We start from the raw sequence: 20,297 nt of genomic DNA, 5'->3' as shown, positions 1-20,297 counted from the left end.
TGTGAATGCATTTTAAACCTTTCCAAAGCTAAAAACATGATTTTAAAAGATTAAAATCATGTTTTTAGCAAAATATTAATTTAACAATCAGATGCAGAGCCGTCTCAAATCTGATTGTTTCTATAATTTCACCGAATTTGGGATAAGAATTGACAAATTCTTATCCCGAATCCGCGTTTTATGGTTAATTAACCTAAATTTGATGTAACAAGTTATCAATATCATCCTGTTAGGGTTGATGTTACTCCTGATTCCCCTTCGATGTCATCCCTGCGTATGCAGGGATCTAACACTATATAACATACCTCTCTATGCTATTTTTTTAGACCCCTGCATACGCAGGGGTGACATCAAGCTTGTTCAAGTTGAGATTCATTAGCTATAAGAGTTAATTTTTGGATTTCCTCTATACTCAAACCAGTAGACTCAGCAATGACATCAATTGATAATCCAGCTTTAAGTAAATTTTTAGCTATAACAATTTTTTCTCTAGCTTCGCCTCTAGCTTCACCTCTAGCTTCAGCAGCTTGCAATTCATCTCTATCGTTATAAAGTTTTTTTTGGTAATAGGAGTAGTTTTCCCTCTCTTCTTTTGTCATTTTGAGAATGTTAAGCTTGTCCGCTACTTGGCTCATATAAGGCGAATGATAGTGTGGTGGTACTTCATCATATTTCATGACATGTAGCCAATCATCAATCTCTTTCTCTAAACGATCATTAAATAAAGGCACTGATATATAAAAATATTCTGGTAGGATGTCAGTAGCATCAAAAACCTCAGAAGTCTCCATATTCTTAATATGCACATTTAATCTTTCATTAGTTTCTATCTCATGAATAATAGTTTTACCATGGTAAATAACTCCATTACCATTTCCTATAGGAAAATAGAGTAGGGATATATGAAATATCTTTATTATTTGGGTATAATCTTCCCTTTGGGCAAGGTTATCAACGATAAGTCTTGAGGTGTTAAAGCAGGCCTTATGAATAAAAGAATCCTTAACATTACGCTCGATTTCAATAATATATTTATGGTGATCTTCGTCTTCTACAATTACATCAGCTAGACTTCTTTTACTTTTACTATCTTCTTTGTTACTCTCGGTCTCAAGTAAGGCTACTATTTTAACGTCCTTATAACCCTTGGTCTTAAGAAGAGCTGAGATAAAACCTTCTACTATAGCATAATCGCCTTTATCTTTCAGAAGGTACTTAATAGCATAGTCAAAGGAAATTAACGGTTTGTCGTTACTCATGATAATTATTTATGTTATTAGTAGTGATCAGTTATTAAAACTAATATAGCATAAAATCAATAGTACTACTAGCTTCATAATTAAATTAACCAGTGTACGCGAATTTGGGATAAGAATTAGTTAATTCTTATCCCGAATGGGGGTAGTGTGGTTGAAGTTAAGTAGTAAGATCTATAAATCTACACGGTAGTATTATGATTATCTTTTATAACTGTCAGCAAAGAGTTTTTTAAAGCAAGAGCTTTTTCATTATATTTTTTAATGAAGTCAGGTAGCTTAGAACAGATTATATCAATATTTTGTTGAACCTTTTCTACGGCATTAAATATAGTTAACGGACAGTCAACACGGTTAACCGTTAACATATCACGTAAAAATTCATCATCATAAATATCCGCTGTAGGACCAACTAAGCAAGGCACTCCTAAACCTAGACTTTCCAAAACTATCATAGGGGAACATTCCGAATTAGTAATGTATAAAGTTAAATTAGTATTTGCCATCAATTTTATTAATTCTTTATGGGGTAAATTCTCAGGAAAAGCTTTAAGTTCTACATCTTCCATCATCCAAGAAGCATATTTATTGTTATCAAAAGAGAAATTAGTATAACAACAAACCCGATCTTTAAACATACTTATCGCCGCAAATTGAGGGTAGAGATTCTTGATCCATCTGTTTGATGTACTCCATATACCAATTTTAAATTTACCAGTTTCTAGGGAAATTATCTTTTTTTCTAGCAGCAATGGTATGAAGTTTTGTAATAGATAAGATTGTACACCATTGGCTATAAGAAATTGTTCTAGACCATTTTTCAGAGTGATAATGGATTTAATTTTATGCTGCTTATATAAATTCAACCATCTGTAAAAAGTTTGGCAATGACCAATACCTACCCATTGAGCAGGGGAACCATGCCATAAGTAGTAGATATTTAAACAATTATCCCCTTTCATTTCATGCAGCTTCTCTACTAATTGAATATGAACATCAAGCCCTCCAGATATAATTAAGTTTTTAATGCCTGTTTTTATAAGTAATTTTGCTATTGGAGTAATAACTTTGTCAGGTAAATACGAGTTAATATAACTTATCAAAACATTGAATTTCCCCATAGGAAAAGGAATTATTTTATCAAATAATCCTTTAGTGGAATTAGCAACTCCAGGAAAAATGCTAGGATAAATTACATAAATATCATCAATATCTTTTTGTCCTAGAGGCATTTGAACTTCTCCGATGTCATCCCTGCTTTCTTCAATGTTATTCCCGCATAGGCAGGAATAACATTGATCTTGTTTTTGTCCCTGATATTTGATTATAAAATTTTTAAAATTATCATAGTCATTTTTTGAAAAAAAAGAATAGAACATAGTAATTATTCGTCTAACAGACAACTTAATCCAAGAATATTTTAGAAGAAATCGTGCTATTTCTTTAAGAAATGGGAGAAAAAGGATTTTTGAGAGCAGTCTATACGTTACAAAGGAAGAATTCTTATTATTAACAAGCTCTATATTTCTTAAAATTTGTTGCTTTGTTTGTAATATCTGTTTTTTGGTATGATTGTTTACTGAGTCTTCTATAAATGAATACCATAAGTTTTGCATTTGAGTTTTATTTGCAAAGATTTCCTGATAAGACAGACAGTTTTGTTGTTTAATCTTTGCTAATAGTTCCCTTTCAACATTTAATTTTTTTAGTGCATTTATAAATCCTGTATGATTCCTGTTAATTATAAATTCATGTTGCACCTCAGGTAACACCTCCCTAGCAATACCTACATCCGTAGTGATAATTGCACAACCAAATGCCATAGCTTCAATGATGGTTAGCGGCGTTCCTTCTTGCACAGATGCTATTAGCAAAATGTCTGTTTTTTTTAAAATCTCCCAAATTTCTTGTTTAGAACGTATTCGCTCATTTTTATCCACTATACATCTTTTGATATGAATTCCATCTTTATCAAGCTGTTCTAGTACTGGTATAATTACTGTTTTTAGACCTTTATAATCAGGAGTACTACTATACCAACTTCCCCAAGAACTATTACCAATCCATGTTACAACTAAACTTGCATGATCTTCATCATGACTTGATTCCGCATCCTGAATTAGTACATTATCATAAATTACTTGCCAAGGTTTTGGATAATCTATGATATTTGCATAAATATCATATAATCTTTTAGAAGTAGTGTAGTAGTTATCAATAAATTGGAAAGTTGCTAAATTTTTTAATATTTCACTTTCACTTTCAATAAATAGATGATCAGGTATGCTAGTGGTAATGGTAGTATTTAATAATATTCCTCCTGTAGCCTTACTATTACTAGAATTATCTGCTATGCTTCTTAGTAATTCTGTCAGATAGCCACGATAGAAAAAATGTATTAATTTAATAGAAGTATATTGGTTTAATTTGATTAAAAAATCCTTATATGTTTTGTAATCACAGCTATAAATAATATGACAATCATATTGGTCGCTTAGCAAAGATTGAACATATTGAGCGACGTTATCAAAAGCCCAGCCCCTAACATCAGATACTAAAATCAGGGTCTCTTTTGAATTCATAAATTTACACTAAATAACTCTAATAATCCAGCTTCTAACTCATATACTGGCATATAATTTAAAAGCTGCTGAGCCAATTCTGTGCTGCCAACAGAACTATTTATACTCCCAGCCTGACTTGGTAGATATTTTATCCCTTTGACAATAGCAATCTTATTAATTAGTTGAATAAGTTCATTTATAGAGTAGGTACGTCCCGTACAAACATTTAGTACAGGGGCTGAGATACTCGCAATAGACAAGGCTCTAACGCACATATTGGTAACATCTGAAACATGTATAAAATCACGACTTTGATTACCATCACCAAAAACAACCAGCTCCTTACCCTCTTCTACTTTCTGTTTAAATATTGATATTACACCAGAGTAATCAGAACCTCTAAGTTGCCCTTTACCATAAACATTAAAAAGACGTAAACCACAGGTTTTAAGAGATTTAAGCTCACCAAAAACCTTAGCTTGCAGCTCACAGGCTAATTTATCCACTGCATAAGGAGAAAGCGGATTTACCTTACCATTCTCTTGTAAAGGGAAGTCACTTACTGTGCCATAAACGGCAGCAGATGATGCATATACAACTGGTATATTCTGTTTACTTGCCTGAAGGAATATATTAATAGTTCCCGTTAAATTCACTTGATGATTATGATACCAATTATCAATTGATTCCTGTACATTTGCTATCGCTGCAAGATGGAAGCAACCATCAATATTTCTAAATAGTTTTTCTAAAATATCTTGATCTAAGATATTCCCTTGAACAAATTCAACATTTTTATTAAACGAATTATTGAAATTACCTGTTGAAAGATCATCTAATATTACAACCTGACTACCTTCTTTTACTAGTAAGTTAACAAGATGTGAACCGATGAAACCAGCACCTCCAGTGACTAAATAATTTGACATATGGTATTAGTGTAGTTAATTTTTATGATATAGTTAAGTGGGTATTTGCTATATGGTATTATTTATAGAATTATTATTAAGAAAAGCAAATGAAAAAAATTATCATTTTCACAAATACAGATTGGCACTTTTATGCCCATCTTCTGCCAATTGCTTTAACCGCTAAAATGCAAGGCTATGAAGTTAAAGTATTAACAAATATTAGTGAATTTAAAGATAAGATAGAACAGCATGGTTTACAAGTAATTCCAATTTCAATAAAGCGTGGAAGTATCAACCCTTTTACTGATTTAGTATTATTAAGCAAGTTAATTAGCATATTAAATAAGGAGAAACCGGATATATTGCATAATTTTACTATAAAACCAATTTTTTATGGGAGTATAACTGCCTTCTTGTGCAGTATATGCTCAAAAAAGAAGAGTTTACCGCAAGTTATTAACACTTTTGTTGGTATGGGTTTAGTTTTTATAAGCAACAATTTTTTGCTAAGACTAGTTAGAAGCATTATAGTTAGAATAATATCCATAATAGGATATTATAAAAGCATGTTATTTGTCGTACAAAACGATGATGATTTAGCCTTACTGGTAAAATTAGCTATAGCACCCAGAAATTTAATTGTTAAACAATGCAGCGTTGGTATAGAAACTGAAAAGTTTCTTTCTCTTCCAGAACCACTAGGTAGTAAAATAGTGGTGGCATTGATAGCTAGAATGATTATTGATAAAGGTATATATGAATTTATATATGCTGCAAAAATATTAAAACAAAAAGGTATAGATGCTGAGTTTTGGTTAGTCGGCGAGCCTGACAAAGATAATAAGCAATCAATAGCACAATCAATATTAGAAGACTATCAAAATCTAGGATATATCAAATATCTTGGTTATCAGAAAAATATAGAAGAAATATGGAAAAAAGCACATATTGCAGTATTACCTTCCTACCGTGAAGGGCTAAGCCGTAGTCTTTTAGAGGCTGGGGCATATGGTAGAGCCATTATTACTACTGATGCCCCAGGTGGTAAAGAATTAATACAAGACCAAATAAACGGATTATTAGTTAAACCGCAAAATACAGAAGATTTAGCAAGAGCTATGGAGCTATTAATCACTATGCCTCTACTTAGAAAACACCTAGGTAAAAAAATTCGACAAGATATTTTAGAAAAATACGACTCTAAATTAATTTCCGAGAAAATGACTAATTTTTATATAAACTAATTTTTGGCTTTGGTATCATCCCCCCTTAGCCTGCCCTACTCCCTTTCCTCCACTACTAATTCGAAATGCCTCACTTTTATTTTTACCTAGAAAATCATTAAAATCTTCTTTTGTAAACTTAAATTCAGTAATATTCTTTGCTGGACTTTTACTTGTATCAAATCTCTGATCTTGTTTTTTATCAATAGCTAATAATTCTACAAAATCATTTTTAATTTTACTCGGTGTTGTTGGGTTATTTAAGGTCTTAATCAGCGATTCTATAGACTTGGTATCATTTCTGACTTCATTATTGCGTGCAGTTGCTGCAACTATTACATACTCTTTTAATACAGTATTGTTATCTTTTCTCTGCCAGCGTTCTTCCGTACAAAAAGATAACAATGTGTCAGCTTTTTCTTGATGATTTCGCATAACATCACGATCTTGCCAAGAGTTTTTTTTCTTAGTTTCTTCCGGTGGGGCTATATGATCTAATAGCTTATTAAAAAAAGTTTTATTCAAATTTTCATTATCATAAACTTCATAAACATTTAGAAGAAATTTTTGTTGTTCAAACGCTTTATCTACTCCTTTACCAAGTTCAAAATTATCTAAATACTCCAAAGTCTGAAAACGACCTTTAATATGTAAGTAACCTGCATATTTTTCAGCATCATCAAAGCTGAGAGTAGATATACCTTGAGTATCTAATGTAACCGTATTTAATGCATTCTCACGTAAATCATCAAAAGTCTTTTCATTAGTTTTTGTGTATATAAAATTTCCACCAACTTTAGCTAGCATTTTATATACTACATCAAGTAAAAATTTCACTAGGACATTTGGACCTTCAAAATTCTTGGCACTATATATAGCAATATTTGCTGAATCATCCATGCCACTACCGAAGGCAAGAGCCAAAACCCTACCTTGCTTTTTTGCTAGGGTAACATTCTCAAAACCATCCAACTCTTCCGCAATATCGACTTTACTGTCATTTTCAGGGAAATAGCCTATAGGAGTATTGTCTCTATACCCCCCATCGACATATTCGACACCATCAATTTTCACAGGTTGAAAAACTAAAGGAAGAGAAGCGGAAGCATGGCAAGCTCTAGCAATTGGAACATTAGGAGTATTTTCAGCACTAAAAATTTGTAAAGTACTATCATCTCGCCTTACTGCAGTAATTAATAAGTCTTTAAATTGCACTGGATCAAGAAGTCTTAAAAGAGCTAAATCCTTAAAAAGGATTTCACCACCCTTTTGACATTTGTCTGTTAATTCAATGAATTCTTTACCATTAGATTCTATTATAGCTTGAATTTTCTTGGATTGTTTTTTAAAATCTTGTTCCTGAAAATCTAAACCTCGAATATTTTCATTTATATCAGCAATCTGCTGACTATTATTATCATCTTGTTGTTTTAATGTTTCAATCGTATTTAAAAGACATTGCCTTTTTTTGTCTAACTCTCCTAGTTCTTCTGAAATCCTTTCATGTCTCGCTGTAGCAAGCTCCCCAAAGTTCTTGCCCTTTAAAAAATTATAAGCACTTTTTCTTATAGTCTTATCTACAAGTTCGTATAATGGAGTACCATCTTTGCTAAGCGGCACCGGACCAATTGAAAATCCTTGAGTCCCAAGTAAATCTTTGAAGTTTGTATTTTTTGAAATAGCTTCATATTCTTTAGGTGGTGTACCAAATGCGGTCACTGCTGCAGCTATTGCACCTGCCGATGATCCTGCAACTGCTTCTACCCCTTCAATTACTTTAGATTCATTCAAGCCCTCATAAACACCAGAATATCCAGCACCCTTAGCTCCACCACCACTAAAAACCACATACTTAAAAGGACTTTGCTGCCTTTCTTGCATTTCTTTTTGTAATTTACTCATAATCTTTACTCAATTATTTGTATTAGATATTAATTATATCTTATAGGGTATAATTTCACCTTCTAGTATAGTCTCTCCGCTTAGTAAATTTAGCAGAAGATAAGAATATTCCAGTTCCTATGCCTACCAATACTGAAACAGTGAAAATACTGGCAATCATAAAATGCCCCAACACAGCCAAAACTACAATAGTAATACAGACCATTATCATGAATATAATGCTACTTATTCTACCTTTTTTTGTTACGCTTTCATAAACCTCAATACTTTTAATATCCATCTGATGTCTATGTGCTTGCTCTTTTTCTGCCATGACCATTAGTTTTGTCAATGTTCCTGGATAAATATCTTCATATTCTGCCATTAAATCTATAGGTGGCAAAACATGTGCAAACTTCTTACTATAGAAGCTATTATCAGACTCCTTAGGATTACTAACTTTTAAATATCCTTTATTCAACCTATTGTTATTAGCAAAAAAACTTTTACTATCTTTCATATTCTTTTTTTATTTCTTGAAATGTTGAATTAATATCTTTTTCTATTTTAATAAAGTACTCAAGCAAATCTGTTTCTGGCTTTTTTCTTATTGTCGTTTGAGATATTTTAAATACACTAAAAAAGCCTATTAGGAAATGTCTTACAAATTCTTTATTCATTTATTCTCATATTAAATTATAAGATTTAAGTATACTAACCTCAACTATCGATGTAATAAATTAATAGTAGGCTCAAGTAATCATCGCCATTATGGGTTATGTCAACCCCTGCCGCCATTATGTCATCCCCGCTTCCCTTTATGTCATTCCCGCGTAGGCGGAAATCTAGAATATCTACACCTTTCCTATCTATTTCTTTAGATTCCTGCTTTCGCAGGAATGACATCAACCCTCACGGGGATGATTACTTGAGCCTATTATTAACTTATTACTATCAAATTCAGGTTAACTAAGAGTGATTATAACAAAGCTTTAAGAAAAAGGGGAGAAATAATCTTTAGTTTTGATGAAAATTATTTTCTAACCTCAAGTATCGATGTAATAAATTAATAGTAGGATTAAGTAATCATCGCCATTAGGGGTGATGTCACCCCTGCCGCCATTATATCATTCCTGCGAAAGCTGGGATATAGAAAATCAAGTAGTTAGCATTAATTATCGTAAGTAACCTAAATTCGATGTAACTTGTTACATCGAACTTTCGTGTTATATATAGAAACAATCAGGTTTGAAGAGGTTCTACACCTGATTGTTAAAATATAACACTCCATTCAATATATGATTTTAATAATTAAAATCACATATTGAATGATGAAAAAAGTTAAAATGCACTCGCATAACCGCTTCAAGAGTGCATTTTTCCTTATAACAAAGCCAGTTCGATATAAGAATTATTTCTTATATCGAACTGAGGTTAAGTAAGATTGACAAATCATCCTTATGATAATTTGAAGCCCTTCGATCCCGGATCGAGCGTTCGCACCGAAGGATATCACTTGCTTAAGATGACGCCGCCAACTTAAACCGGACACTAGTACGCTTCGATGAGGAATCCATAATATCTAATAGCCTTTGCAGGCTATTTTTTGGATTCCAGCTTTTAGCTAGGAATGACATCGAAGCCTATTGAGCTGGATTGCACTGTTTTATCGGTTACCTAGTAGGTGCATCTGTTTTTTGTTTAAGCTTTACTCCAAAACTTGCTGTAGGTGCTTCTGTTTCTTTTTGAGGAGAAGTGACTGCTTTCCTCAACCCTGCTAGTGCATTTGTGATATCTGCTGAGCCGACAGCAAACCCAAGTCTATTTTGATCAGTCTGTGGCTTGGTTATTGGGGATTCTTTTACAGCTGTTTCTAATTTTCTAATATTAGCTAGTGGGTTTGTACTAGGCGAAAGAAGTGGCGGAGGAGGTGGTGGTGGAATTTCTCCAAACTTAGATTGAACCTTAGGAGGAGATAGTATCTTTTCAGCTGCTGCCTTCTTTTCCGCCTCTTCCTTTAGTGCTGCTGCTATTCTTGGAGCATCTATCTCCTCTTGTCTTTTTTGGCGTGCTTCTTCTTCTCTTCCCAGCCTTTCAAATTCAGCAGCGTCTTTAGCATATGTTGGAGATAGCTTCTTATCGCCTTGCCCCTCAGATCCTCGACGTGCTGCCAACTTTTTCTGCAACTCATTCATAAAGGAATTATCTACTTGGTCTGCAGGTAATTCATTTAATGTTCGGTCTTCTACTTTGTTTAACTTAAAGCTACCTCCTGTTATAGCCGCCAACAAATCAGCTTGAGATATCTGTTGCAGCACTACATCAGAATGAGAAGGTGAAGGCGGAGGAGGCGGTGGTGGCGGTGGCGTAACTGGATCGTTAGGTGGAGTAACTGTTGCTTGCACTGAGATAGTAAAGTGTGCAGTTTCATGTACTACTACCGGTGCTGTGGTCTTACTATTACCCACAAAATAACAATGGTGAAAAAGAAGTAAAAATAATATACTGATTTGCAATTAAAATATTACATTGTAGAGGTATAGTATGAGTCAAGAAATAATAAATAATTATTTGACCGAGGAATTTAGTGGAGCTATTTTGGGTGATAAAAGGCTGACAGATAGGTTAATAAAGATAGCTGATAATTTTGCGAATATACCTGAAAGCTCAATTAATCAAGCATGTGGAAATTGGGCAGAAACAAAAGCAGCATATCGTTTTTAAAAAAACGATAATGTTAAGGAATCAAAAATATTAGAATCCCATATTGCTAAAACAGTAGAAAGAATCAAAGAGCATGATAAAGTTCTTGTTATACAAGATACTAGTTATATCACATATACTAGTCATAAAAAAACTACTGGATTGGGTGTGTTATCAAGAAAAGAGGGAAAGAATGTTAAAAATATTGAATGTAAAGGTCTGATAATGCATACTGCCTTTGCGGTTGCTAGCAATGGGTTAGCACTTGGGTTGTTGGATCAAAAGATTCACAATAGACCAGCAGTGCCTGAAGAAATACAACAGTTAAAAAAAACTAGTCATGGTAATACGGTACATATTAAAGATAAAGAAAGTATAAAGTGGCTTAATGCATTACAGAACACTATTAATGCAACGAATAATGGTAATACCCAAATTATAACTGTTTGTGATAGAGAAGCTGATATATATGATTTTTTTGAATTGGCACAAGCTCAGAAATCTAAAGTTTTAGTTAGAGCTGCACAGGATAGAGAAATAAATAAAAAGTCAAAATATTCCAAAAAAGATAGACAATATTTGTGGAAGGTAGTATCGGGTTTCCAGTGTGCTGGAGAAATAGCAGTTAAAGATACTAGTCAAGAAAATAAAGCTAATAGGATTAGACATTTGGAAGTTAGATTTGGAAAATTTATAATGAATCCTCCTGTAAACAATGTAAGACATAAAACAGAAACATTGCCAAATTTACCAGTATATGCCATCAATGTTATTGAGCGTCGTCCCCCTAGTGGAACAACACCATTAGAATGGATGTTACTAACCAATATAGTTATCAATAATTTTGAAGAAGCTATAGAGAAAGTAAGATGGTATTGTTTAAGATGGAGAATTGAAATTTTTCATAAAATTTTAAAATCTGGATTTAGGGTTGAACAATGTAGACTTGCAACAGGAGAAAGATTAATAAAATACTTGACAATCATGAGCATAATTGCTTGGAGAATTTTTTTTATTACTTTAATTGGCAGAACTAATCCTAATCTACCATGTAGTGTAATATTAGCTGAAGAAGAATGGCGAGTTTTGTATGTAAAGATACACAAAGCAGCTCCCCCTAATAATACAATTCCTACAATAAAAAATGCTATAATATGGGTTGCTAAATTGGGTGGGTATTTAGCAAGAAAAAATGATCCAGAGCCTAGTCCTATTGTATTGTGGAGAGGATGGCAACGGTTATTTGATCTAGTTCAAGGTTATCAATTAGCTAACTATAATATTTGTGGGTAATAGTAAGGTGCTGTGGTAGCCGTCGTTACATGAGGTTTTTGCTGAGTTTCTACCAAAGATGGGGGCAAAAGCCCGGTTTCTTTTGCTGGAATGCTTGTAGATATTTGTTCCTGCACAGGGGAAATACCCTTATCGTAACTTTTTTTTATAAGTTCAAGTTCTTTAATAAAATCTGCTTCTACGTGTTTTAACTCTTCTTTATGTTGTTTACTAAATGGAAATTTTAAAAACTTAATAAGAGAACGAGCCCATTCCTTTACTTTAATAACAATTAGGGAACTATTTTTACTGTTTTCGACCTTTTTGCTTAATGCTTCTAGATTTTTCTGTGAGTTACTTCCATCCGCAACATTTATCGTACTAGTTATAATCTCAGCAACATCTTCTAAATTTTTCTTATCAGGAGAAGATGGCGGCAAGCTAACATAAGCTGCAATTGCAGCCTCAGCTAGCTTATTCACAGATTCATTGGCAAAATTTAAGTTTTCATTACCACTTGTCATACAACTACTCCTACTTAATTAATATTTCTTAAGTGTACTTAATAACGTTATTAATTTAACGAAGTCAAGGACTGTAACTAAAAAAAACAAATTTCGATGTAATAAATTATCAGTATCATCCCTATTAGGGGTGAACCCTTGATTCCCTTTCGATGTCCCTGCTAGCCACTATGTCACCCCTACTCGCCATTATGGCATCCCAGCGAAAGCTTTGCCCACGTGGATCACTAGTATGTCATTCGAGCTGCGGCGGGAATCCAAAAAATAACCTTAAAGGCTATTAGATATTATAGATTTCCGCCTACGCGGGAATGACATAAAGGGAAGCAGGGATGAACAAAGTAGGGACATATACGATGAAATGATGTCTTATACCATTTCCCATTATTAACTACGCTAATACTACAGTTGTAGTTACTACCTAGAGCTGTCATTCCCGCGTAGGCGGGAATCTAAAAAATAGCCTAAAAGACTATTAAACATTATTAGATCCCAGCTTTCGCTGGGATGACATCGTTTTGACATTAGTACTACAACTGTAGTGCTAAATAGCGTAGTTAATAATGGGAAATAGTATAATTAGTCTGAAAGTAGAAGTTTATTCTCTTAACTTACCTTGAAATTTCTCATAAACAATTCTAACAATTTCTTGACTCAATAAATTTAGGTCTGCTTCATTTAGCGTACGATCATCTGCTTGGAATTGCACTTTAATTGCTACTGATTTTTTGCTAGATGGTAGTTTATCCCCTACATAAACATCAAATAGATCAACTGATTTTATTATTTTTTTATTAGAATTCTTTATATAAATCATCATCTCGCCAACCGGCTGTTCTAGATCAACTACAAAAGAATAATCTCTAAAAGTTGGCTGGAAGTCGGAAACAATAAACTCGTCTCTTTTAGCAAACTTTGCTTTAGCAAATGGTATATTGGCAATATTTATTTCAAAGGCAAATATCTCACAATCAATATCAAAATGCTTTAATATAGATGGATGAATTTGTCCAAAATATGCTATGACATTCTTACCAAGTTTTATCAGAGCTGATTTTGTCGGATGGTAATAAGGTAACTCAGTTGGACAAAATTGGCACTTATCAATCGATAAGCCAGTATAATTTAAAACATTTTCTAGGTCAGATTTAATATCAAAAACATCTACTAAGCGAGCTTCAGAATGACAATCTTTCACATGATATTGTCCACATCTTACTGCAGAAGCAAAAACCAACTCACCATCAGATGTACAAGAGTTAAAGATTGGTCCTACTTCCACCAAAGCAATTTCTCTAATTGATCTTGCTAAATTTTTTTGAACTAATTTAAGTAAATTTGCAATGAGGTTAGGTCGCATATAATTATTATCTACACTAATAGGATTTAGTAGAAATAATTCCTCTTTTATTGGAGCAAATAATTTTGCAACTTCACTATCCATGAATGAGTTTCTTACGACTTCATCATACCCGCAAGTGGCTAAAATTCTTTTAATATCAGAAATTCTTCTTTGCTCTCTAGGTATAATCCTTGTTAATTGCATTTCTGGTAATTTAATCGAGTCTAACTTGTCATAACCATAAATACGAACAATTTCTTCAACAATATCTTCTTTGATTGCTATGTCATGTCGCCAAGAAGGTATAGTAAGTTTTAGAGTATCACCTATATCTACTATAGCAAAGCCAAGTTTCTCTAAAATATTACAAATCTCTATCTTATTTAAACTCAGACCAGTTATTTTATCTAGACAATCTACAGGGAATTCCACGAATCTTTGAGCAAGGGTGAGATCCCCATTATACACTATATCAGAAATTTCACCTCCACAAATAGATAAAATCATTTTACTCGCAATATTTAAAGCTTTTAAGGTAAATGCCTGATCAATATTACGTTCAAAGCGATATCTAGAATCAGTATCAATCTGTAGAGATCTACCAGTTTTAGTAATATATTTAGCAGAAAAACACGCCGCTTCTAGCAGGATATTTTGTGTTTCAATCCCACAACTACTATTATCCCCCCCTATAATACCAGCAAGAGCAGCTACTCGCCTATTATCTTGAATTACCAAAGATCCTTCATCTAAATCATATTCTTTGCCATTTAAAGCTAGAAATTTAGTTTTTTCTTTAAGTAGTGTAATGTGCAGGTGATCTGATAATTTACTTCTATCGTAAGCATGCATTGGTTGCCCGAAGCTATAAGATATGTAGTTAGTAACATCCACTACAGCCGAAACTGGTTTTACTCCAATATTTTGTAATAATTGTTTCAACCAATCAGGGCTTGTCTTGTTTTGTAAATTTCTTATTTCCCGAAAGCAGAATAATGGGCATGCTTCTTTATTTTCTATCTTTAAAGCCACAGTAGATTTAAATTCTCCGGCAATTGATGGTATTTCTAATTCTTTAAGCGTACCAATACCCTTGCTAGCTAGATCTCTAGCTATACCATAGACGCCAAGAGCATCACCACGATTTGGGGTAACGTTAATATCAAAAACTGGGTCATCATACCCATAATATTGTATAAATGGCTCTCCTATTTTAGCATCAGGCATCAGTTCTATTATACCATCAGAATTAGTACCCACTAATAGTTCTGCTTCAGAACATAACATTCCGCAACTTTTTTCTCCTCGTATTACCGACTCTTTAATTTTAAATTTACCATTAGGTATTTCACAACCTATTTTTGCCAGTACTACTTTAATATTTTCCCTAGCATTACTTGCTCCGCAAACTATCTGTAAAATACCTTCCCTAGTTTGGACATCACATATTTTTAGCTTGTCCGCCGATGGATGAGGTTTAGTAGCTAGTATATGAGCTACTTCAAAATCCTTTAGCTCCGTCCTTCTATCTATTACTTCTTCCACTTCAAGGCCAAGCATAGTTAAATATTCAGCAATTTCCTCAACAGAACTCTCGGTATCTAGGAATTTTTTTAACCAAGATAAAGTAAATTTCATCTTGTTAATCCTCCAGCTAGAGTTGGCCAGTCAAAAGCAGAGAAATTATAGTGCTTTAACCATCTTATATCTCCTTCAAAAAATTGCCTGAGATCCTTGATACCGTATTTTAACATAGCAAAACGCTCAACACCCAGACCAAAGGCAAACCCTTGATAGCACTCACTATCTATATTAACATTTTTAAGAACATTTGGATGGGTCATACCACAGCCAAGTACCTCAAGCCATTTATTGCTACCTTGCATCTTAATATCCACTTCTGCACTCGGCTCAGTAAAGGGAAAAAAACTTGGTCTAAAACGTATGTCAATATTTGTTTGTTCAAAAAAATCTTTGATAAACTCTGTAATAATGTATTTTAAATGTCCCATATTGATATTTTTATCGATCACCAGCCCCTCAATCTGATGAAACATTGGTGTATGAGTCATATCTGAATCAGATCTATAAGTTCTACCAGGAGCAATAATCCTAAAAGGCGGTTTACCCTTTTCCATTGTCCTGATTTCCATCGTTGAAGTATGGGTACGCAACAATAAAGGCTGTTCTCCTTCTTTTGCTTTTAGATAGAAAGTATCGTGCATCTGCCTTGCAGGGTGATCTTCATAAAAATTTAGGGCAGTAAAATTATACCAATCATTTTCAATAGTTGGACCATACTCGATTGTTAACCCAAATTTTGCAAATATTTGAATTAATTCTTCGGTAGCTTGGGTAATGGGGTGTATGCTCCCCTTCTTATACTGCCGGGCTGGAATTGTTAAATCTGTCTTTTCTTCAGCAAATCGTTTATTTAATTCAATTTCCTCCAAGACTGCTTGTTTTGCTTCTAGCAAATTACTAATCTGTCCTTTAAGCAGATTAACTGCCTCGCCTAACTTTCTGCGATCATTTTGCTCAAGACTACCAAGCTTTCTCATTTCTTGGTTAAGTAAGCTTTGTTTCCCAAGAAACTCCACCCTAATTTGTTGCAACTCTGATAGAGTTTGAGTTGATTCTATTCTGTTTTGTGCAGATTTTAGTATTTGGTTTAGATGATCCATAACAAGTTAATAATAATATCGAGCCATAAAGATTAGAGTAAATTTTATTATATGTCTAGATTAATTAGAAACAAATGTCAATAATATGGTATTGACAATGACTTAGAAAAAACTTGATTATCGAGTACTATTACTGATATAGTTATTATATTAACCTCAATTCGATGTAAGATATCGGTTTAGTGTCATCCCTGCCCCTTCAGATGTCACCCCTGCGAACGCAGGGGTCTAAAAATAGCATAGTAAGGTATGTTATATAGTTTTAGATCCCAGCTTTTGCTGGGATGACATAATGGCGATGATTACTTGAGCCTACTATTAATTTATTACATCAATAGTTGAGATTATATTATACATGTATGATACTAGTGGTGTTTTATAATAGCTCTTCATTCACTTTTGGTTGTAAAATCATCCACTACGGCCACCAATTTTTATTTTAAAATGATTAATTTTAAAACTCTTTCAATTTACCTGCTCAGGCTATATTGTGGCTATTTCATCGGTATATTGCTTCTGCTTATCGGGGTTTTAATTCTTTCAAATATCTTTGACCTTTTGCAGAAATTTAAAGCTGTATATATTCCAACACATTTTTTTTGGAAACTTGTATTATACAAAATACCTTATTTAGTTAATGAAGTAGCTTCTCTTCTTAGCTTCATTGCGATGTTATTTTTTCTAAAAAGACTAACTAAACATAACGAACTAATAACTATTTTATGTAATGGTATACATATTTGGAGGGTTATTGCTGTGCCAGTTTTTGCAGCGGTGATTTTTGGTATAATACTAATAACTATATGTAACCCTATTGGTACATTTGGTTTACAAAAATATGAATCTTTAGAAGCAAAATTGAGTAAAAAGACATCTAATAATTTTATAATATCAAAATCTGGTTTACTATTTTTTGAGAATTATCAAGGCAATAAAAGAATTATTCAGGCTGGGTCTATTGATGTAGTGAACAATAAGTTAAATAAGATTATTATATTATTTTTAGATGACAAAAATAATTTCTTAAAAAGAATTGATGGGGAACATGCTATTTTAGTTGATAATAATTTAAAACTAACTTCTGTAAAAATTTCGGATAACTATAATGTCAAACAATATGAGCATTTTACCGTTCCAACAAATTTATCAATAAGTAACTTACTAAATAGTTTTATAAATCCTGAGATGATTGCTATTTGGGATTTACCAGATACAATTAAACATTTAGTAGAATTTGGTTTACCAATAACTAACTACCAAATTTATTTCTATAAACAGTTATTTAAGCCTATAATTATGGCTACCACAGTGATTTTAGCAGCCTGCTTTTTTAGTCTTAAGCAACGTGATAATTCTCAAGAAAAAATCTTAGTAATTGGCTTATTTCTAGGTTTTATTATTTATTTTCTATTAGAGATTTTGTTTAAAATACTCGCATATAATGCAACCCCTCCTTTCTTAGCTATTTTATTGCCAAATATATGTATATTATTTTTCAGTAATTTTGTTATTATGCATTCTAAAGAAACCTGATGCACGCGAATTCGGGATAATAATTTATTAATTCTTATCCCAAATTCGGTGAAGTTATAGATTGCTTCGTCGACCTACGGTCTCCTCGCAATGACGTTTTATAGACGTATATGTCATTGCGAGCGAACATACGTGAGCGTGGCAATCCATTTTGCTAAAAACATGATTTTAAAAGATTAAAATCATGTTTTTAGCTTTAGAAAGGTTTAAAATGCATTCGCAAAACCGCTTTAAGAATGCATTTTTCCTTATATTAAAGCCAATTCGGGATAAGAATCAACTAATTCTTATCCCGAATTAGGGTGATACGTTAAAATGATTTGATTTTGGAGAAATAAAAATGCTAACAAAATTTTTCAGGAAATTTGTATGTGATATGGCCATAGATCTTGGTACGGCTAATACTTTAGTGTACGTCAAAGGTAAAGGAATCGTACTTAACGAACCTTCTGTAGTTGCATTGATTAAAGTGGACGGAGCATTTAAGCCATACGCATTTGGTCAGGAAGCAAAAAATATGTTAGGACGTACCCCCACAGACATTGAAGCAAAAAGACCACTAAAAGATGGTGTTATAGCCGACTTTAAGGGAGCTGAAGAAATGATAAAATATTTCATCAGAACAGTACATAATCGTAGATCATTTACTGGTCCAATGATTATAATTTGTGTGCCATCAGGTTCTACACCAGTTGAGCGTAGAGCTATTCAAGAAGCAGCAGAGAGTGCAGGAGGTAGAGATGTATACCTTATAGAAGAACCTATGGCAGCAGCAATTGGTGCTGGCTTACCAGTAACAGAAGCAACTGGTTCAATGATTGTTGATGTAGGAGGAGGAACAACAGAAGTAGCCGTCCTATCATTAGGTGGTATTGTGTATGCTAGATCAGTACGGGTAGGTGGTGATAAAATGGATGAGTCTATTATTTCTTATATTAGAAGGCATTATAATTTACTAATCGGTGAAGCTACAGCAGAAAAAATCAAAAAACAGATTGGGGCTGCTTACGTAGATGATAGTTTAGAACCAAGAGTAATGGAAATTAAAGGACGGGATTTAATCCATGGTATCCCTAAAGAAATGCTACTAAACGAAAGACAAATTGCTGACAGTTTAATTGAACCAGTTAGTCAAATTGTCGAAGCAGTAAAAGTGGCGTTGGAATGTACTCCTCCAGAGCTTTCATCTGATATTGTAGATACGGGAATTGTTATGACTGGTGGTGGGGCATTACTCCGAAACCTAGATTATGTCCTAAAAGAAGCAACTAAACTACCGGTAATTATTGCTGATCAACCACTATCATGTGTAGCTCTTGGCACAGGAAAAGTACTAGAAGATTTTCAAAAATTCAAGCATGTGTTATTTAAACAAGATTAACCGATGGCATTACTTGCAAACAGAATAAAGCGTTCTAGTAAAATAGTAGAGTTTGCTAGATTTATACTTGTTACTTTGAGACGTGTTTTCGTTTTATTTTTTGTTATCGCCTCACTTTACTTATTTATTGCTGCTCCAAAAAGATTTTCTTCTATTTCTCTTGAAGTCGTTGGACATGTTATTTTTGGTGGATTGCTAATTCATGAAAACATATTTAAGCAAATTAATTTAATAACCCAAAATTTTATTTATTTACGAGACTTAGCAAGAGAAAATATCGAACTACAATTAGAAGTGGCAAGACTAAGAAACTTACAGAGCAATATATATTTGATCCAATCTGAGAATAAAGAGCTAAAAAAACTACTATCAGTTGTAGAAGAAGAGCAATATAACTATGTCAGTGCTAAATTACTAAGTGTTTCATTAAATCCCTTCAGTAAAACTGCTTTAGTGTCAGCTGGAGTGAGACATGGTGTGGAAGTTGATCAGATAGTTACCAACAGTGAAGGATTAGTTGGGCGAGTAATACAAGTAAGCAACAATTACTCTAAAATAATTTTAGTTAATGACGTAAACTCTCGAATCCCCATCACTACAGTATCTTCAAAAGAAAAAGGTATCATGAGCGGCTATGAGAACGGTAGCAAAATACTCTATTTACCAAAAACTCATCTTGTGCAAAAAGGCGAAAAAGTTATAACATCTGGTTATGGTAATATTTACCCTTACGGCATAACAGTGGGTTACGTAAAAAAAGCAAATGCAGAGAATGTTCTTGTAAAGCCTGTAGTTGACTTATCAAAAACTGAGTTTGTCAGTATATTGCTACCACAATAAGCCCATAGTACCCTACATTTTTTATATAACCACTATTAAAATGGCTGCTGATCGTCTATTAGCGAGGAGTCGCTGAAAGCGGCGACGCGGCAATCCAGGATACGCGAAGCGTTACTCTAAAAAAACAGCTTCGCTGTTTACCTAGATCGCCACGGCATCTTTAAATGCCTCGCGATGACGATT

General features: G+C 33.3%; 14 protein-coding genes and 2 pseudogenes. 5 read left to right on the top strand and 11 right to left on the bottom strand.

Annotated features, from left to right (window positions below; genetic code table 11):
* Nucleotides 1-350: 350 nt before the first annotated feature.
* The 3 genes from AB3211_RS06545 to AB3211_RS06535 form a co-directional block, all read right to left on the bottom strand.
* A complete protein-coding gene (locus AB3211_RS06545; protein ID WP_367364038.1) occupies nucleotides 351-1,259 on the bottom strand; it encodes an Rpn family recombination-promoting nuclease/putative transposase in 909 nt (302 codons plus the stop codon).
* Between the two features lie 179 nt (nucleotides 1,260-1,438).
* Nucleotides 1,439-3,838, bottom strand: a complete 2,400-nt coding sequence (locus tag AB3211_RS06540) for a glycosyltransferase (protein ID WP_367364037.1) — start codon at nucleotides 3,836-3,838, stop codon at nucleotides 1,439-1,441.
* Nucleotides 3,835-4,749 carry an NAD-dependent epimerase/dehydratase family protein gene (locus tag AB3211_RS06535; protein WP_367364036.1) on the bottom strand — a complete coding sequence of 305 codons (915 nt, stop codon included), beginning with the start codon at nucleotides 4,747-4,749 and terminating at the stop codon, nucleotides 3,835-3,837. The genes AB3211_RS06540 and AB3211_RS06535 overlap by 4 nt, the downstream gene beginning before the upstream one ends.
* An 89-nt stretch (nucleotides 4,750-4,838) precedes the next feature.
* Between AB3211_RS06535 and AB3211_RS06530 the strand changes: the two genes are divergently transcribed.
* On the top strand, nucleotides 4,839-5,975 hold the full coding sequence (locus AB3211_RS06530; protein ID WP_367364035.1) for a glycosyltransferase family 4 protein: 1,137 nt from the start codon (nucleotides 4,839-4,841) through the stop codon (nucleotides 5,973-5,975).
* A gap of 15 nt (nucleotides 5,976-5,990) precedes the next feature.
* Here the strand turns inward: AB3211_RS06530 and AB3211_RS06525 are convergent, their stop codons facing one another.
* The 5 genes and pseudogenes from AB3211_RS06525 to AB3211_RS06505 all read right to left on the bottom strand — a co-directional run bounded on the left by AB3211_RS06525 (nucleotide 5,991) and on the right by AB3211_RS06505 (nucleotide 10,351).
* Nucleotides 5,991-7,856, bottom strand: coding sequence for a patatin-like phospholipase family protein (locus AB3211_RS06525; protein ID WP_367364034.1), 1,866 nt, complete (start codon nucleotides 7,854-7,856; stop codon nucleotides 5,991-5,993).
* 187 nt (nucleotides 7,857-8,043) lie between these two features.
* Nucleotides 8,044-8,355 (bottom strand): annotated as a pseudogene (locus AB3211_RS06520) (DUF2335 domain-containing protein); the annotation flags it as partial.
* Nucleotides 8,345-8,515: a hypothetical protein gene (locus AB3211_RS06515; RefSeq protein ID WP_341758338.1), complete on the bottom strand. Its 171-nt coding sequence runs from the start codon at nucleotides 8,513-8,515 to the stop codon at nucleotides 8,345-8,347. The gene AB3211_RS06515 and the pseudogene AB3211_RS06520, both read right to left, overlap by 11 nt.
* A 40-nt stretch (nucleotides 8,516-8,555) precedes the next feature.
* A complete protein-coding gene (locus AB3211_RS06510; protein WP_367364033.1) occupies nucleotides 8,556-8,741 on the bottom strand; it encodes a hypothetical protein in 186 nt (61 codons plus the stop codon).
* Nucleotides 8,742-9,508: 767 nt separating this feature from the next.
* Nucleotides 9,509-10,351, bottom strand: coding sequence for a hypothetical protein (locus AB3211_RS06505; RefSeq protein WP_367364032.1), 843 nt, complete (start codon nucleotides 10,349-10,351; stop codon nucleotides 9,509-9,511).
* Between the two features lie 28 nt (nucleotides 10,352-10,379).
* On the opposite strand from AB3211_RS06505, the pseudogene AB3211_RS06500 reads away from it, so the two are divergent.
* Nucleotides 10,380-11,831 (top strand): annotated as a pseudogene (locus AB3211_RS06500) (IS4 family transposase).
* Here the strand turns inward: AB3211_RS06500 and AB3211_RS06495 are convergent.
* The 3 genes from AB3211_RS06495 to pheS form a co-directional block, all read right to left on the bottom strand.
* Nucleotides 11,813-12,334: a hypothetical protein gene (locus AB3211_RS06495; protein WP_367364031.1), complete on the bottom strand. Its 522-nt coding sequence runs from the start codon at nucleotides 12,332-12,334 to the stop codon at nucleotides 11,813-11,815. The pseudogene AB3211_RS06500 and the gene AB3211_RS06495 overlap by 19 nt on opposite strands.
* A gap of 598 nt (nucleotides 12,335-12,932) precedes the next feature.
* On the bottom strand, nucleotides 12,933-15,314 hold the full coding sequence (gene pheT, locus AB3211_RS06490) for a phenylalanine--tRNA ligase subunit beta (protein WP_367364030.1): 2,382 nt from the start codon (nucleotides 15,312-15,314) through the stop codon (nucleotides 12,933-12,935).
* Complete coding sequence (gene pheS / locus AB3211_RS06485) at nucleotides 15,311-16,360, bottom strand: phenylalanine--tRNA ligase subunit alpha (protein WP_367364029.1); 1,050 nt, start codon at nucleotides 16,358-16,360, stop codon at nucleotides 15,311-15,313. The genes pheT and pheS overlap by 4 nt, the downstream gene beginning before the upstream one ends.
* Nucleotides 16,361-16,804: 444 nt before the next feature.
* Between pheS and AB3211_RS06480 the strand changes: the two genes are divergently transcribed.
* The 3 genes from AB3211_RS06480 (at nucleotide 16,805) to mreC (ending at nucleotide 20,114) form a co-directional block, all read left to right on the top strand.
* Complete coding sequence (locus AB3211_RS06480; protein ID WP_367364028.1) at nucleotides 16,805-17,893, top strand: LptF/LptG family permease; 1,089 nt, start codon at nucleotides 16,805-16,807, stop codon at nucleotides 17,891-17,893.
* Nucleotides 17,894-18,233: 340 nt separating this feature from the next.
* Nucleotides 18,234-19,274, top strand: coding sequence for a rod shape-determining protein (locus AB3211_RS06475; RefSeq protein ID WP_367364027.1), 1,041 nt, complete (start codon nucleotides 18,234-18,236; stop codon nucleotides 19,272-19,274).
* A gap of 3 nt (nucleotides 19,275-19,277) precedes the next feature.
* A complete protein-coding gene (mreC, locus tag AB3211_RS06470; protein WP_341758330.1) occupies nucleotides 19,278-20,114 on the top strand; it encodes a rod shape-determining protein MreC in 837 nt (278 codons plus the stop codon).
* Nucleotides 20,115-20,297: the final 183 nt, after the last annotated feature.

The sequence above is a fragment of the Candidatus Tisiphia endosymbiont of Nedyus quadrimaculatus genome, assembly GCF_964059235.1.
In the GTDB taxonomy this organism is placed as follows: Bacteria; Pseudomonadota; Alphaproteobacteria; order Rickettsiales; family Rickettsiaceae; genus Tisiphia.
This window is presented reverse-complemented; position numbering and strand designations above follow the sequence as displayed.

Excerpts from the sequence above, each read along its gene's own strand:
- AB3211_RS06545 (WP_367364038.1), bottom strand. The coding sequence starts at position 1,259 with ATGAGTAACGACAAACCGTTAATTTCCTTTGACTATGCTATTAAGTAC.
- AB3211_RS06540 (WP_367364037.1), bottom strand. The coding sequence starts at position 3,838 with ATGAATTCAAAAGAGACCCTGATTTTAGTATCTGATGTTAGGGGCTGG.
- AB3211_RS06535 (WP_367364036.1), bottom strand. The coding sequence starts at position 4,749 with ATGTCAAATTATTTAGTCACTGGAGGTGCTGGTTTCATCGGTTCACAT.
- AB3211_RS06530 (WP_367364035.1), top strand. The coding sequence starts at position 4,839 with ATGAAAAAAATTATCATTTTCACAAATACAGATTGGCACTTTTATGCC.
- AB3211_RS06525 (WP_367364034.1), bottom strand. The coding sequence starts at position 7,856 with ATGAGTAAATTACAAAAAGAAATGCAAGAAAGGCAGCAAAGTCCTTTT.
- AB3211_RS06515 (WP_341758338.1), bottom strand. The coding sequence starts at position 8,515 with ATGAATAAAGAATTTGTAAGACATTTCCTAATAGGCTTTTTTAGTGTA.
- AB3211_RS06510 (WP_367364033.1), bottom strand. The coding sequence starts at position 8,741 with ATGTCATTCCTGCGAAAGCAGGAATCTAAAGAAATAGATAGGAAAGGT.
- AB3211_RS06495 (WP_367364031.1), bottom strand. The coding sequence starts at position 12,334 with ATGACAAGTGGTAATGAAAACTTAAATTTTGCCAATGAATCTGTGAAT.
- pheT (WP_367364030.1), bottom strand. The coding sequence starts at position 15,314 with ATGAAATTTACTTTATCTTGGTTAAAAAAATTCCTAGATACCGAGAGT.
- pheS (WP_367364029.1), bottom strand. The coding sequence starts at position 16,360 with ATGGATCATCTAAACCAAATACTAAAATCTGCACAAAACAGAATAGAA.
- AB3211_RS06480 (WP_367364028.1), top strand. The coding sequence starts at position 16,805 with ATGATTAATTTTAAAACTCTTTCAATTTACCTGCTCAGGCTATATTGT.
- AB3211_RS06475 (WP_367364027.1), top strand. The coding sequence starts at position 18,234 with ATGCTAACAAAATTTTTCAGGAAATTTGTATGTGATATGGCCATAGAT.
- mreC (WP_341758330.1), top strand. The coding sequence starts at position 19,278 with ATGGCATTACTTGCAAACAGAATAAAGCGTTCTAGTAAAATAGTAGAG.